The 13,275-nt window shown below is 31.8% G+C and carries 16 protein-coding genes, 1 tRNA gene and 1 pseudogene; 9 read left to right on the top strand and 9 right to left on the bottom strand.

Features of this window, described 5'->3' with window-relative positions; genetic code table 11:
• Positions 1–166: 166 nt before the first annotated feature.
• Positions 167–1,087, bottom strand: coding sequence for a tRNA (adenosine(37)-N6)-dimethylallyltransferase MiaA (gene miaA / locus FDY99_RS14180; protein WP_139422352.1), 921 nt, complete (start codon positions 1,085–1,087; stop codon positions 167–169).
• 192 nt (positions 1,088–1,279) lie between these two features.
• Between miaA and FDY99_RS14175 the strand changes: the two genes are divergently transcribed.
• The 4 genes from FDY99_RS14175 (at position 1,280) to FDY99_RS14160 (ending at position 4,871) form a co-directional block, all read left to right on the top strand.
• Positions 1,280–2,137, top strand: coding sequence for a YicC family protein (locus tag FDY99_RS14175; RefSeq protein ID WP_074230114.1), 858 nt, complete (start codon positions 1,280–1,282; stop codon positions 2,135–2,137).
• A gap of 74 nt (positions 2,138–2,211) precedes the next feature.
• The gene (gmk, locus tag FDY99_RS14170; protein WP_139422350.1) at positions 2,212–2,784 is read left to right on the top strand and encodes a guanylate kinase; all 573 of its coding nucleotides are present in this window, start codon (positions 2,212–2,214) and stop codon (positions 2,782–2,784) included.
• 99 nt (positions 2,785–2,883) lie between these two features.
• Positions 2,884–3,903 carry a quinolinate synthase NadA gene (gene nadA / locus FDY99_RS14165; protein WP_074230116.1) on the top strand — a complete coding sequence of 340 codons (1,020 nt, stop codon included), beginning with the start codon at positions 2,884–2,886 and terminating at the stop codon, positions 3,901–3,903.
• A gap of 89 nt (positions 3,904–3,992) precedes the next feature.
• Positions 3,993–4,871 carry an IS982 family transposase gene (locus FDY99_RS14160; protein WP_063969482.1) on the top strand — a complete coding sequence of 293 codons (879 nt, stop codon included), beginning with the start codon at positions 3,993–3,995 and terminating at the stop codon, positions 4,869–4,871.
• A 56-nt stretch (positions 4,872–4,927) separates the two neighbouring features.
• Here FDY99_RS14160 and FDY99_RS14155 read toward each other — a convergent pair whose 3' ends face one another.
• Positions 4,928–5,119: a bacteriocin-like protein gene (locus FDY99_RS14155; protein ID WP_139422348.1), complete on the bottom strand. Its 192-nt coding sequence runs from the start codon at positions 5,117–5,119 to the stop codon at positions 4,928–4,930.
• A 54-nt stretch (positions 5,120–5,173) separates the two neighbouring features.
• Here FDY99_RS14155 and folB point away from each other — a divergent pair, with 54 nt between their 5' ends.
• The 5 genes and pseudogenes from folB to FDY99_RS14130 all read left to right on the top strand — a co-directional run bounded on the left by folB (position 5,174) and on the right by FDY99_RS14130 (position 7,599).
• The gene (gene folB, locus FDY99_RS14150; protein WP_139423825.1) at positions 5,174–5,560 is read left to right on the top strand and encodes a dihydroneopterin aldolase; all 387 of its coding nucleotides are present in this window, start codon (positions 5,174–5,176) and stop codon (positions 5,558–5,560) included.
• 26 nt (positions 5,561–5,586) lie between these two features.
• Positions 5,587–6,948 (top strand): DUF4403 family protein, encoded by a 1,362-nt coding sequence (locus FDY99_RS14145; RefSeq protein ID WP_139422346.1) that lies wholly within the window; start codon positions 5,587–5,589, stop codon positions 6,946–6,948.
• 21 nt (positions 6,949–6,969) lie between these two features.
• Positions 6,970–7,218, top strand: coding sequence for a hypothetical protein (locus FDY99_RS14140; RefSeq protein WP_139422344.1), 249 nt, complete (start codon positions 6,970–6,972; stop codon positions 7,216–7,218).
• 18 nt (positions 7,219–7,236) lie between these two features.
• Positions 7,237–7,479 (top strand): annotated as a pseudogene (locus tag FDY99_RS14135) (RDD family protein); the annotation flags it as partial.
• A 49-nt stretch (positions 7,480–7,528) separates the two neighbouring features.
• Positions 7,529–7,599: transfer RNA gene (locus FDY99_RS14130), tRNA-Cys, on the top strand.
• 151 nt (positions 7,600–7,750) lie between these two features.
• Here FDY99_RS14130 and FDY99_RS14125 read toward each other — a convergent pair.
• The 7 genes from FDY99_RS14125 to FDY99_RS14095 all read right to left on the bottom strand — a co-directional run bounded on the left by FDY99_RS14125 (position 7,751) and on the right by FDY99_RS14095 (position 13,099).
• Positions 7,751–8,323: a hypothetical protein gene (locus FDY99_RS14125; RefSeq protein ID WP_139422340.1), complete on the bottom strand. Its 573-nt coding sequence runs from the start codon at positions 8,321–8,323 to the stop codon at positions 7,751–7,753.
• Positions 8,324–8,372: 49 nt separating this feature from the next.
• Complete coding sequence (locus FDY99_RS14120; RefSeq protein WP_139422338.1) at positions 8,373–9,668, bottom strand: hypothetical protein; 1,296 nt, start codon at positions 9,666–9,668, stop codon at positions 8,373–8,375.
• A gap of 120 nt (positions 9,669–9,788) precedes the next feature.
• On the bottom strand, positions 9,789–10,229 hold the full coding sequence (locus FDY99_RS14115; RefSeq protein ID WP_139422336.1) for a hypothetical protein: 441 nt from the start codon (positions 10,227–10,229) through the stop codon (positions 9,789–9,791).
• A 2-nt stretch (positions 10,230–10,231) separates the two neighbouring features.
• Entirely contained in the window at positions 10,232–10,516 is a 285-nt protein-coding gene (locus tag FDY99_RS14110) for a helix-turn-helix domain-containing protein (protein WP_139422334.1), read from the bottom strand.
• A 108-nt stretch (positions 10,517–10,624) separates the two neighbouring features.
• The gene (locus tag FDY99_RS14105) at positions 10,625–11,314 is read right to left on the bottom strand and encodes a hypothetical protein (protein WP_139422332.1); all 690 of its coding nucleotides are present in this window, start codon (positions 11,312–11,314) and stop codon (positions 10,625–10,627) included.
• A 2-nt stretch (positions 11,315–11,316) separates the two neighbouring features.
• On the bottom strand, positions 11,317–11,790 hold the full coding sequence (locus FDY99_RS14100) for a hypothetical protein (protein WP_139422330.1): 474 nt from the start codon (positions 11,788–11,790) through the stop codon (positions 11,317–11,319).
• Between the two features lie 4 nt (positions 11,791–11,794).
• Entirely contained in the window at positions 11,795–13,099 is a 1,305-nt protein-coding gene (locus tag FDY99_RS14095) for a tyrosine-type recombinase/integrase (RefSeq protein ID WP_139422328.1), read from the bottom strand.
• Positions 13,100–13,275 lie beyond the last annotated feature (176 nt).

The raw sequence follows: 13,275 nt of genomic DNA, 5'->3' as shown, positions 1-13,275 counted from the left end.
TTTTTTAACGCAAAGTTTTATTTACAAGATGTGTAATTTTTAAGTAGCAAAGATTGGCTACAAAGTCGCTGATAAAAGTAGCTTCCTCAGAATCAATAAAATTGATTCCATTCTTTGCTCCTTAAAAATATTCAGAATAAAAATAAATCTTTGCGTTAAAAAGAAATTACTTTTGAGTTTGCTCATTAATATATTCGATCAAATCTTCAAAATCCTCCTGAGAATATCCCAATTGCAAATAATGAATATCATCCGCTTTTCGATACCAAGTCAGTTGGCGTTTTGCATATCTTCTGCTGTTTTTTTTAATTTCAGAAACCGCAAATTCCAGATCCCATTCTTCATCAAAATATTTAAATAATTCAGAATATCCAACTGTATTCAAAGCCGTCAAATGTTTGAATTTTTCTAAACCTTTTGCTTCATCCAGCAAACCTTTCTCCATCATGATATCCACTCTCCTATTGATCCTGTCATACAGTTCCTCCCTGGGAGCTTCAATTCCGATTCGAATGACATTGAAATCTCTTGAATCTTGCGAAACAGCAATCAATTCAGAATATTTTTTATCTGTTTGCCAAATCACATCAATGGCGCGTAAAAGCCTTCTATGATTGTGAAAATCCACAACCGAAAAATATTCAGGATCGAGTTCTTTCAACATTTCCTGAAGCTTTTCTATTCCTTCGTTATCTAAAATTTCCTGTAGTTTAGCTTGATTCTCCTCATTAGCTTCAGGTAAATCATTCAAGCCTTCAATCACCGCTTTTTCATACATCATACTTCCGCCAACCAAAATGACAGTATCATATTTTTCAAAAAGTTCATTGAGTTTTTTTAAAGCATCTTCCTCGTATTGCCCGATCGAATAATATTCCTCAACCGAAAGATTTCCAATAAAATGATGAGGTGCTTCCGCCAATTCTTCTGCAGATGGAGAAGCCGTTCCGATGATCATTTCCTTAAAAAACTGGCGCGAATCGCAAGAAACAATTTCTGTACTGAAATGTTTTGCTAAATCAATGGCCAATCTTGTTTTTCCAATTCCGGTAGGTCCTACAACAGAAATCAAATTTTTATTTTTCACTTTGCTAATTTACAAAAATTGATTTTCTATTCTTCTGAATTTGCTGGAAGATGGAAGTCTGAAGCTGGAAGTTTATGATTGGGTATAATTTATTCGCAACAATCTTCCCACTTCCTACATCCAACTTCCAGCCAACCGACTTTAGTTAAACTATAGACTTAAATGTTTATCTTTGTACGACAATAAAAAACTATGATTTTATCAATGACCGGCTTCGGTAGAGCCGAAAGTGTTTTTGAAGGAAAAAAAATTTCAATCGATATTAAATCACTGAACAGCAAGAGCTTTGATTTAAATATCAAAATTCCTTTACGTTACAAAGAAAAAGAATTTGAAGTAAGAAAAATTCTCAACGATAGAATCATCCGTGGAAAGGTAGATTGCTACATTAATATTGAGAATCTTGAAGAAACCAATGATGTGAAAATCAACAGAGGTTTAATAGATTCTTACATGAATGAGCTTAAAAATATCGCTTCAGACGGACCTGATTTTGAATATCTTAAAATGGCAGTAAGACTTCCGGATGCGATTACTTCAAGACCCGACGAATTAACTGAAGGTGAATGGGAAGCTTTAGCTAAAATCGTTAATAATGCGGTTGATAAATTCCAGGAATTCAGAAAAACAGAAGGAAAAATTCTTCACGAAGAACTAGAAAGAAATATCAAAAATATAGATAAGTACCTCTCAGAAGTTATTCCTTACGAAGAAGTAAGAATTAATTCTGTGAAAGAACGTTACATGAAAACTCTAAAAGAATTTGAAAATGTTGACGAAACTCGTTTTTATCAGGAAATGGCTTATTTCACAGAAAAATTAGATATTTCTGAAGAAAAAGTAAGACTTTCTCAGCATTTGAAATATTATTCTGAAGTAATGGAAAATGAAGATTTTAATGGAAAAAAACTTGGTTTTATTTCACAGGAAATTGGGAGAGAAATCAATACTTTAGGTTCAAAAGCCAATCACGCTGAAATTCAGAAATTGGTGGTAATGATGAAGGATGATTTGGAAAAAATTAAAGAGCAAACGTTAAACGTATTATAATTAGTTGATAGTTTTTTGTTGATGGTTGTTGGATTTTTTCTACTATCAACTAAAACCTATCAACCAACAACTATATGAATAAAGTTATCATATTTTCAGCACCATCGGGAAGCGGGAAAACGACATTAGTAAAACATTCTCTGGAAGCAATTCCTGAATTGGAATTTTCTATATCGTGTACAACAAGACAGCCGAGAGGAAGTGAAATTCACGCTGTTGATTATCATTTTATTTCGCCTGAAGAATTCAGACAAAGAATTTCTGAAGATGCTTTTGTAGAATTTGAGGAAGTTTATACCGATAAATATTACGGAACTTTAAAATCTGAGGTTGAAAAGATCTGGAATCAGGGAAAAGTTGTTATTTTTGATGTAGACGTAAAAGGCGGAATTTCATTAAAAAAATATTTTGGAGAAAAAGCATTATCCATTTTCATAGAACCACCTTCGATTGCCGAATTGGAACGAAGATTGATCTCAAGAAACACTGATGATGCCGAAACCATAAAAACCCGCGTAGAAAAAGCTGAAGAAGAGCTTACCTATGCGATAGAATTTGACAAAATCGTTATCAATAGCGATTTGAGTGAAGCAAAAATAGAAATAGAAAGTTTAATAAAAAGTTTTATAGGAGAAACTAGAAGTTAGAGATTAGAAGTTAGTAAAAAACACCCGTAAATTTGGGCTAAAAACTAACTTCTAATTTCTAAAATCTAACTTCTATAAAAGAAAAACATTGAGGCTGAAATGAGCACCGAAACATTAGAAAAAGCTAAATCTACCCTTCCTGTAAAAGGATTTTTAGATTTGAAAGATATTGACATTCCTCAAGGAGAAGACTTGGTAAAAGCGATTCTTCAACTGAAAGAAGAAAAAAATGCCGTTATTCTGGCGCATTATTATCAACCAGGAGAAATTCAGGATATTGCTGATTTCTTAGGAGATTCTCTTCAATTGGCAAGACAGGCAAAAGATACAGATGCTGATATGATTGTATTCTGCGGAGTGCATTTCATGGCTGAAGCTGCAAAAATTCTGAATCCAACAAAAAAAGTTGTCCTTCCTGATACAATGGCAGGTTGTTCTTTGGCAGACGGTTGTTCAGGTGAAGGTTTGAGAAAAATGCGTGAGCAGCATCCAAACGCTTTGATCGCAACTTACATCAACTGTAACGCTGAAACAAAAGCAGAAAGTGACATCATTGTAACCAGCTCAAATGCTGAAACTGTGATTGAAGCATTACCAACTGACCGACCAATTATTTTCGCTCCGGATAAAAATTTAGGGAGATATTTATCTAAAAAAACCGGTCGCGATATGATTCTTTGGGACGGAAGTTGCATCGTGCACGAAGCATTTTCTATGGAAAGAATTGCACAGCAGTTGGCAGATAACCCGGATGCAAAAATGATCGCACACCCTGAAAGTGAAGAAGCTGTTTTAAAACTGGCTCACTTCATAGGTTCTACTTCTGCTCTTTTGAATTTTGTTGAAAAAGACGATTGTCAGAAGTTTATCATTGCGACCGAAGAAGGAATTCTTCACGAGATGAGAAAACGTGCCCCACACAAAGAATTGATCCCTGCTTTGGTTTTTGACGAAAGCTGTAACTGTTCGGAATGCTTTTATATGAAGCGAAATACAATGGAAAAATTGTATTTGTGTATGAAATATGAGCTTCCTGAAATCTTAATTGAAGAAGAACTTCGACTGAAAGCTTTGAAACCGATTGAAGCAATGCTAGATCTTTCGAAAAGTATTAAATAACCTGTTGTGCATTTAGGAATTAAACAATAAAAGATTGTTCATTTGGTTCAAAAACCGTATATTTATTTGACTACCAATCATTTAAATACATGAACAATCTTATTCAAAACTACAAAATTATTTTAGAAGAATTGATAAATACTTGCAGTCATATTAAGACTAAACCTCAGATCAGAGTTCCAAAACTTTCTGATTTAGAACTTGTAGCTTTAAATATTACAGCAGAATATATGTCGATAAACTCTGAATTACAACTGTTTAGATACATTTCAAAAACAGAATTAGAACAAAAAATAGAAAGAAGCGTTTATAACAGAAGAAAGCGAAAATTGTTTTTCTACTTAGAAGAAATACGCAGAGTTTTGAGTGCAAAGTTTTCTGATTTTACAAACGTTTTTATTGTTGATTCAACACCATTGGAGATATGTAAAATAAGTAGGGCAAATCGCAGTGGAATTTGTTCCACAGAAAATATTCGTCCGGAATTTGGATATTGTGCTGCACAAAAAACACGATATTTCGGCTATAAATTACATGCTGTCTGCGACAAAAACGGTGTTTTTCATTCCTTCGATTTTTCTCCGGCAAACGTTCATGACATAAATTATCTGAAGGATATAAAAGAAAACTTCAAAAACTGTTTACTGATAGGCGACAGAGGATATATTAGCGAAAAATTAAGGGTTGATCTGTTCAATTACTCAAACATTAAACTTTCTGTTCCAATGAGAAAAAATCAACATGAATTTGTATCGTTTTCGAAAGTAAAATCTAAAATTAGAAAACGGATTGAAACAGCTATATCACAACTGAGCGGACAATTTTTACTACACATCAATTTAGCAAAAACTTTTGAAGGGTTGGCAACCAGAATTACCTCTAAAATCACTTCTTTTACAATGATACAATATCTTAATTTCTTTATATTTAAAAGAAGTTTAAACAAAATAAAAATTAATTTATCCTAAATGCACAACAGGTTTAAATAATAAAAAAGCACTGTCTTCACAGTGCTTTCTTTTTTTTAACGAGGAAAACAGTCTGCGTGTACTAAAACTTTAGACTTACAACATTCTGGTAAAGCATGAAACGCTTCGCATGAACTTGGAAAACCAGGACCGGGTCCGTATGGTCCGGGAGGACAATTTGCGTTGCAAACTGCACCACCATTAATAGCTTTCAATTCTCCTCTGTTTAATTTTTTTAGATTTTTCATATTTATTTGATTTGTTTAGTTATTAAATATAATACTTTTGTTTATATATATAAAATCATGAGTAAAATCTTTTTAGAAGATGTAAAAATTTACGCTTACCACGGCGTTCTTCCCGAAGAAAATATTATCGGAACTTATTATATTTTAAATGCAGAAATTCATACAGATTTGTGGGATGCTGCAGAATCTGACGATTTGAATGATACGATCAGTTACGCAGATATTAATGAGATCATTCATGACGAGATGAAGATTCAGTCTAAATTGTTGGAGCACGTTGCGGGAAGAATCATTACTAAAATGAACGAAAAATTCAGTCAGATTTCTTACATCAAATTAAGAATTACCAAAACAAGTCCGCCAATGAAAGGTGAAATGAAAGGTGCAAGTATTGAGCTTGAAAAAAGTTTTTTATTAGGCGGAATTACAGAAAATGAGTAATTTTCAATTTTAAAAATCAAAACACAGTGAAGGTATTTAAAATATTATTTCTATTGTTTTCTATCAGTATTTTTGGACAAAACAATACTTCAGGTGATGCTATTTACAATTTTCCGAAAATAAAATCGAGCATTACAATGCCGGTAACTATTCCGTTATCGGAAATCAGTAATATGATTAATGCTTCGGTAAAAGATATGATCTTTCAGGATGATTCTTATACCGATAACGACAATGATCAGTTTAAAGTAAAAGTCTGGAAAACCCGACCAATACGATTAGTTGGAGATGCCAATCAAAATATTGCGATTGAAGTTCCTTTAAAAATCTGGGCAGAAAAAGGCATAGGAACTTTAGGAGTTTACACCTATCAAGAGACCACTTTTGAAACCGTAATGTATTTTAAAACAGCTTTAAGTTTTAAAAATAACTGGACGGTAAGCACTTTTACACAACCAATGGGTTTTAAATGGGTGAAAAAACCTGTTTTAGATTTTGGAAAAATTAAAATCCCAATTACTTCTTTGGTTGAAAAAAGCCTGAAAGAACAGCAATACAAATTCTCTAAAACCATTGATCAGCAAATGGCTGCTCAGCTCAATTTTCAGCAGTATGCAGTTTTAGCGTGGAACGCTTTTTCTCAACCTTTCAATATTTCAGAGGAATACAATACTTGGTTGAAAATAACTCCTATCAACGTTAATATAACTCCGCTTAAATTTTACGGAAATCAAATTGACACCAATATCGGTATCGATATTTTTTCAGAAACGTATACCGGAACAAAACCAGAATCTTCTCAACCTGTAAAAGCGGTGATGAATTTTAATTTTATTCCGCTTTTGGCCGATCAGTTTGTATTGCAGACCACTGCGAATATTCCTTTCTCTGAAGCTACTGGTATCGCAAAAAAAACATTTTTAAATAAAGAGTTCGATGTCAGAAATTCTAAAGTTAAAATTACGGATATCAAAGTGTATGGAGAAGCCAACCGTATTATGATAGAAGCCGATACAGAAGGTTATGTGAATGGAACGTCTTTTATTTCAGGGATTCCTGTTTATGATGAAACTAAGAAAAAGATAGTGCTTTCAGACACAAAATTTAAGCTTAAAACATCTAACATTCTTCAAAAATTGGCAACTTCTCTTTTCAAAGGAAAAATTGTAAAGATGATTGAAGATGAATACGGAATTCCCACAAGTGAACTTGAAACATCATCAAAGAAAAGCATCGAGGAAGCATTTAATAAAGAATATTACAAAGGATTAAAAATGAGCGGTAAAGTTTTTAATTTGAAACCTCATCAAATTCTTTTAAATGACTCCGGAATTACAGCTGTAATTGATACGAATGCAAATTTGAGATTTACCTTAAAAGGATTTTAAACTAAAAAAACTAACATAACTATGAGAAAATATTTACAGATTATCGACAGACACAGAGCAACAAAGGGGATGAGATTCGCTAATATTTTAGTTGACAGAATTGCATTTAATTTCATTTTTTTCGCCTTAGGACTTTTAGGGGGTATTCTTGATGGAATGTTTGGAATGTATTATTTCACCAAATTCTTTGATCAATTAGCCGAATTGGGAAGAGTTGCCGATATTATCATTACTAGTATTATATTTTTCTTTTATATTTTTTTAATTTAATATTTTACCAAAGGAAGAAGTCTCGGAAAATACATTACCGGAACAAAAGTGATCATGACAGATGGGAATGAACCTACTTTGAGTGATTATTTTATGAGAAACATTATACGATTGGTTCCTTTTGATGCATTATCTTTTTTTGGAGAAAACGGATGGCACGACAGCTGGAGCGACACCAGGGTCATCAACATTAAAAATTATCAGGCTGAAAGACAGACCAAGAACGAAATTGACAACATCGGATTAAAAGAAATTGCGTAAAAAATTTGGAGAACATTATAATTTTCCTATATTTGCACCACCTAAAAATGGTGCTTTGGCCGAGCGGCTAGGCAGTGGTCTGCAACACCATCTACAGCGGTTCGAATCCGCTAGGCACCTCACAACAAAACCCTAATTCATTCACTAGTAATGTTTTAGGGTTTTTCGTTTTTTAAGTGTGACAACATTTGTGTCAACATTATTGCAAATCAGTAGTTTTGTCGATTAATCTGCTCTTAAAAATACACAATTTGACCGTGGAAAAATCGCTTTATTGGTTCTGGTTAAAACTATTGATTATTAACTTTGGTTTAGGTGTAAACTCATCAAGATCGAATATTTCTCTAAAGTTATCCGTTTCAAAAAAAGACATAATATCCGATACTAAAACCTCTACTTTCTTTGCCTTTAAATATATAGCATACATTTCAGGCGTCCTAATAGTTATTGTATTGCGATCATAAACACTTTTAAAATAACTATCATTCAAAACAATTTTTTTATCATTAAAATTTATCATTGAAGTTATTGTGTAGTTTCCTACAATTCTGTTTGTTGATAACTGCAATTTTTTGACATCTTGCATTACTTTATGAATCATATCTTGTCTCATATATTCCGGAAGTGCAGAAAAATAATTTTGAAAAAAATCCACTGGTTTAAATTTATTATAAAAAATATCTTTAATATCACTTGCAGAAAATTCTAATTTGTGGAATATTTCAATTTCTTTAATCTCTTCATTCCAGGTGTCTAATAAAGTTTGCATCGTCTTAATTTCCTGCAATTCCCCTGTTTTATCATGTGATAAAACAACCGTTATAAATTCTTTTGAATCTTTCATTGATTTCTTATTTAAATTGTTATTTAATTTTCGTTTTATATTTCAAATTTTATAGTATGAATCGCAATTGCAAATCATTATAGTTCCTATTTTCAAATCTTTTGCGATTATGTTTAGGATTGTTTTGAGCATTTCTGATATTATGAGCCAGATAATAGAATTGCGTCTCTTTATCAGCACCTCTTTTATCTTCGGTCAAATATTTTTCAACTAATAAATCATATACTTCAGGTTTATTTTTTACGATGTATCTAAGTCCGGTTACACATAAATATTTACTCCCTTTTCGTTGCATTGAAATATCTAATCCGGTAATTATGCAAATATTTTTACGCATATCGCTATCGCTCCGTCGCCTTTCTACCTTATCATTTTTAACGCTGATATTTTGTTGAACCGGTGCAGATTCCAAGTTTATCAGTGTAGAAGGCATTTGTTCAAAAACATCTTTTTCCCTATTTATAGTGGTTTTCTGTGTGGAATTTGCACTACTTTGTAAATTGAAAAGTTTATCAATAATCTGCAGTTTTATAAGGTTGTGCAGATTACTATTTCTTTGCAACATATTGTAATATTTTCTCTTGATCAAACCAAAAGTATTACGATGTTTTTCAGTGATCAAATCATTCCAAAAATCAACATTATTTGCACTTTGAATAAATTGTACCTCTTCAGGTTTCAGATTGCTAAAACTCGGCATTTGGTTGACTAGCAGAATACTTTCCCATTCATCTAACAATGTTTGATTGAGTGTTTTGTAAATGTCTAGTTTTGTCAAGTCGATAGCGTTCCAGATTCCATATTTTTTAATATTCTTTGCCTGTTTGCTCTTCACTTCAAAACGGAAAGTATTTTCATTAATCTCATACTGCGGAAAATCTGCAAACTGTAAACCTTTGGCGTACGCCTTTATCTGTTTGTAACTGGTTGCATTTGTCTTTTTGAAGTACGCGAAAACTTCTGTTTTAAAATGTGTTTTCTTGTAAAATAAAAGTCCATTGATGAGGTTTTTAATATCTATTTTTGGAATGATATTCAAACCAAATTCTATATTAACGACTTTAAAGGCGTTCATTTCGTTCGGCTCTATTCCAAGATATGTAAGAATGTCAATAACTGTTTTAATGCAGTTTTCAGGCGTGAAATCATTACCATTATGCAGATAATTATTAAAATGGTAATGCGGACTTGTATTCAGTTCCAAATGTCGATATCCAATTACATTACCATTCTCCACTGCCTTACGAAAATCCAAACTCAGTTTAATTCCGAAATCTTTATGCCGTAAAGAATGATAATTATTTGTTTTTGGTCTGCAGACGACAAAATCAGAATGTTGGAGCATCCTTTTAATTATTGTCTGATTATAGGTTAAAAACTTCGTATTATCCAGCATTATTTTTCTATCTTTGACATATTGTAATGGTTGCCACTATTGCATATTTTGAACACAAAGGGAACGGTTTTAATCGTTCCCTTTTTTGTCGATATGGCTTTGCATTACATTTATTATTTTTCTTACTATTCGGGTGCGGTCTGTGGCGTTAAATGGGTAGAACTGCGGACAAATGCGGATGTAAATTTTTTCTCCATCTTCGGGAACAAACGCAACAAACAAAGATTTTTTATCTTTTACTTTCAAATCCGCATAATAAAATCCTGGTACTCCAGCTGGTCGCAATCCCGTAATGGTGCATTTGCTCCAATTGGATGTATCTCGGATTTTAAAAAGGGTTTCTGCTCCTGTTGTAGAATTGTAACCGTTATTTTTTTCGGTTCTTACCATGTCGGAAAATGCTATCTTTTCATATTTAGATAACTTGTATTGTCTGAATGATTTTTTAACCTCATCGAGTTTGTAAATCATTCCGTAATGGTCGGGTGCGTAAGTGGTTGCCGTTTTCATAATTAACTCAATTTGTTTTGGTTAATAATCTGCTCTACTTCATTACGTTTGAAGTATACACGGTTTCCCATTCCGTAACTCGGAATAGTTTTATCCTTTCTCCAACGGTGCAACGTGGATAGGTCGATTTTTAAAAGTTTGCAGACTTCGGAACGTGTAAGATATTCCGTTGGTACTTTGGGCTGGAATTGTACGGATAATTTTTCCGTAAGTTCGGGAATTAAAGTATTTTTTAATTCTGCGATGAGGTCGGTCGGATTTGTTCCGATAAATTGGATTGTACTCATTTGCAATAATTTTTGTTTGTTAATTATTACTGCAAATATCTTTTTATAAAAAAATAAGGGAGTGCAAAAACACTCCCATTTAACTCCCATTGTTTATTGAATGGTGTTTTATTTCATGTCATCTAATAACTGCTTCATACTTTCTAGATGTTGGTAAGAAGTATATTTATCAGTTTGATAAGATGGGTTTTTAGAATTAATATTTAATCTATTTTTATAAACAAACTCGGTTTTATCTGCATCCAACAAAAGTGCTACTATTTCATTTTGTTTGTCATCAGTTAAGTTTTGCATAATAGGCAAGTCAAATATTCCTAACTCCTGTAATAGTGCAAGTTTTTTAGGGTTTGACAATGTTTTTATTTTTTGCAGTTCTTTTTTAGTGTGAGTTATTTGTAATTTTAAAATCTCGTTTAGAATAAACCTGTAGATATCATCAGTCACTAAACGTATTCCAAATGCAATTTCAAATATTTTATATCTAACAAAGCTCCCAAATAAATTTTCCTCCTTAATCTTTTGGTTTGATTTTTGAAAATCGACAATCTCAAAACCAAAATTCGTAAAAATATAATCATCGAACTCTTTATCATTAAAATATTTTTCTAGTGATTCTATTAATATTTCTTCATTGTGCGTAATTACACTCATTTGAGAGTGAATGTCGAAATAAATTTCTGATAATGAGTCTAAATAAGTAAGAAAATCCAATTTGGGATCATTTTTTTTTAGATCCATAAAATCTATTAAATATTCTCTCTCAAGTTTATCTAAATTAAAGTATATTGGAACTTTCATATTTAATTCTCAGATTGCAGTATCATCATTTTTGCTCTAAGTTTTGACAAACCATTTTTATTAATTCCTTTTTCTTGTATTTGTCTTTTAATATATGACTTTTTCAACGCATTAAACTTCCTGTGAAAAGTAGATCTTACGGAAATAAAAATTTCCATAAATTCGTTTTCGCTAATACTTCCTATTTCATATAAAAGTTTGGCGTCCGGAATAATGGAAGATATTTCAATAATTGCATTTATCTGATACTTACTTATATATCCCTCTCGAATTTCTTTTAAGGCAATAGTTTCCGTATCAAAAAAGTTTCTAACATCTTCACGATTAATCAAATTATATTTACAGGGATAGAAATTAATTTGAATGCAAGACAGCTCAATATGCAGTGCAAATGTCTCATAACATCCATTAAATTTTATTACATCAATATTCCCTGTCCCACTTAATGATATTGTTTCTTTAGATTTGTTATTCATGATGTTAATATTTACAATTAAGATATTTTTTGTTAGATAACTCTTTAAATGTTTTAGCCGTCTGCATTGCCCAATCGTCCGCAGTTTTACCAATATAATTGAGAAACATAGATTCTGTTTTATGTCCTGTAATGCTCATCAGCTGAGGTGTGGTAAACATTTTATTTCCGTAAAAATTTGTACTGAAAGACCGTCTGCATGCATGAGAACTTACAAGATTAAATTTTTCGGTTTCTACAATTTCATTTTTCTTCTTTTCTTCGTTGTAGACTTTTCCTTTTATCATTTCGTTGATTCCTGCCAGTTCACAAACTTTTTTAATGTGACGGTTAAACAGTACAGCGTTTGAATCAAAGTTATTTGCGAATATTGGCGGAAAATCTCCATTGTATTTATGTAATATCGTTTCTACCTCATCGTGTAAAGGGATAACGACTTTTTCGCCTGTCTTTTGCTGTTTAATTTCTAAAAATCTAAATGAATTGCCATCGCTGTCTGTTTTGGTGTAAATCATTCGTTTGGTCATTCTTAATAAATCGGATGCTCTTTGACCTAAATAACAGCCTAAAACCAACCAATCTTTTGCAATACTCCAATCTGTATTGATGGTTTGAATATCTTTAATTCTTTCAATTTCATGAAACGATAAAAACACTTTGTACTCTGTATTGGTTGTGCCTGTGCTGAATCCCCGGATCTGATAATGTATTTTTTTTCCGTTCTGTTCTGCATCAAAGATTACGGTCTTTAGATTTTTGATAAATCTTACAGCCGTGGTTTCCATAAGGTCGCAATCTGCAATCAGGTAATTTTTAAAATCTATCAACGTTTTTGCTCCAATATCCTGAATTAAAAAGATTTTCTTTTTCTTTTTTTGGTATTGCGAAAAACGGTCTTTTAGATTATTGTACTTTCTTAAAGTGCAAACGGTGTAGGATGCTGTATCTCTTTTAAAATCTGTAAAGTTCTGCAGATAATTAAGAAATACAGAATCATCTAATTTCACCTCAATACGATTGAAAAACGAATCTATTTTTTCTTTCAACCAATTATTATCTAAAATTACTCCATTTGCAAAATCGGAATTATATTCGTTTAGAATGTTGTTTGATAATTCTCGCAATTGTTTAGCTAGATTTTTGTTTCCGGGATTATTCTGTTTGGGGAATTTTGTATCTGTACTCCAATCAATAGAATTTATAATTAATTCTGTTGATGTTCTTAGCCTTATGTCTCTTGAAACAGATAATTGTACTTGTATTTTTGAATTTACGGACTTTGTGCGTAAAAAATAACTAACAGTTGCCATACTTAAAATTTGAACAACTCAAAAATAGTGATTTTTTAATTGTGTGACAACATTTGTGACAACATTATTAAAATATTATGCAATTAAATAAAATTAAAAACAATTAAAAATAGTTAATTTACAAGTATTTACAATGATTTTGTTGTTTTTTTATAGAGTAAGAAAAACCGTTATTC

It is taken from the genome of Chryseobacterium mulctrae, assembly GCF_006175945.1.
GTDB lineage: Bacteria > Bacteroidota > Bacteroidia > Flavobacteriales > Weeksellaceae > Chryseobacterium > Chryseobacterium mulctrae.
This window is presented reverse-complemented; position numbering and strand designations above follow the sequence as displayed.

Coding starts and splice junctions, on each gene's coding strand:
- FDY99_RS14175 (WP_074230114.1), top strand. CDS start 1,280: ATGATTTTATCAATGACCGGCTTCGGTAGAGCCGAAAGTGTTTTTGAA.
- gmk (WP_139422350.1), top strand. CDS start 2,212: ATGAATAAAGTTATCATATTTTCAGCACCATCGGGAAGCGGGAAAACG.
- nadA (WP_074230116.1), top strand. CDS start 2,884: ATGAGCACCGAAACATTAGAAAAAGCTAAATCTACCCTTCCTGTAAAA.
- FDY99_RS14160 (WP_063969482.1), top strand. CDS start 3,993: ATGAACAATCTTATTCAAAACTACAAAATTATTTTAGAAGAATTGATA.
- FDY99_RS14155 (WP_139422348.1), bottom strand. CDS start 5,119: ATGAAAAATCTAAAAAAATTAAACAGAGGAGAATTGAAAGCTATTAAT.
- FDY99_RS14140 (WP_139422344.1), top strand. CDS start 6,970: ATGAGAAAATATTTACAGATTATCGACAGACACAGAGCAACAAAGGGG.
- FDY99_RS14125 (WP_139422340.1), bottom strand. CDS start 8,323: ATGAAAGATTCAAAAGAATTTATAACGGTTGTTTTATCACATGATAAA.
- FDY99_RS14120 (WP_139422338.1), bottom strand. CDS start 9,668: ATGCTCCAACATTCTGATTTTGTCGTCTGCAGACCAAAAACAAATAAT.
- FDY99_RS14115 (WP_139422336.1), bottom strand. CDS start 10,229: ATGAAAACGGCAACCACTTACGCACCCGACCATTACGGAATGATTTAC.
- FDY99_RS14110 (WP_139422334.1), bottom strand. CDS start 10,516: ATGAGTACAATCCAATTTATCGGAACAAATCCGACCGACCTCATCGCA.
- FDY99_RS14105 (WP_139422332.1), bottom strand. CDS start 11,314: ATGAAAGTTCCAATATACTTTAATTTAGATAAACTTGAGAGAGAATAT.
- FDY99_RS14100 (WP_139422330.1), bottom strand. CDS start 11,790: ATGAATAACAAATCTAAAGAAACAATATCATTAAGTGGGACAGGGAAT.
- FDY99_RS14095 (WP_139422328.1), bottom strand. CDS start 13,099: ATGGCAACTGTTAGTTATTTTTTACGCACAAAGTCCGTAAATTCAAAA.